The organism is Isoptericola variabilis (genome assembly GCF_050311655.1).
Taxonomy (GTDB): Bacteria; Actinomycetota; Actinomycetes; order Actinomycetales; family Cellulomonadaceae; genus Isoptericola; species Isoptericola variabilis.
This window is the reverse complement of the sequence record NZ_JBNOZM010000017.1, coordinates 1-540: the sequence shown is the minus strand read 5'-3', so window position 1 is coordinate 540 and position 540 is coordinate 1. Positions and strand designations below refer to the sequence as shown.

Annotated in this window: 1 protein-coding gene; it reads left to right on the top strand. The window is 66.7% G+C overall.

Translation table 11 applies throughout. The features are described from left to right. The coding region (locus ACQP60_RS20880; protein ID WP_429736570.1) for a carbohydrate ABC transporter permease at nucleotides 1-485 on the top strand (485 nt) is incomplete at its 5' end. Nucleotides 486-540 lie beyond the last annotated feature (55 nt).

Sequence of the window (540 nt, the reverse complement as noted above, 5' to 3'; positions counted from 1 at the left end):
TCCAGCAGCTGTTCGGGCTGCCGGCCGGGGGGTGGGTGGGTGACCCGTCCAAGACGATGCCGATGTTCGTGCTGCTGGCGGTGTGGACGTTCGGCGCCCCGATGGTCATCTTCCTGGCCGGGTTGAAGCAGATCCCCGCGGAGCTGTACGAGGCCGCGAGCGTGGATGGTGCGGGCCCGGTGCGCAAGTTCTGGCGGATCACGATCCCGATGCTGTCGCCGGTGCTGTTCTTCAACCTGCTGCTGGAGACCATCGGCGCGTTCCAGGTCTTCGGGTCCGCGTTCATCATCTCCGGCGGCACCGGCGGCCCCGCGGACTCCACCCTGTTCTACACGCTGTACCTGTACATCAAGGGCTTCGCCCAGTTCGACATGGGGTACGCCTCGGCCATGGCCTGGGTCCTGGTCGTCGTGGTCGGCATCATCACCGCGATCTTGTTCAAGACCTCCAACGCCTGGGTCCACTACTCCGGAGACAACCGATGAGCGCCCCGACCCTCTCCCAGCCCGCACCCGTGCGCGAGCCGGCCACCATCGACAC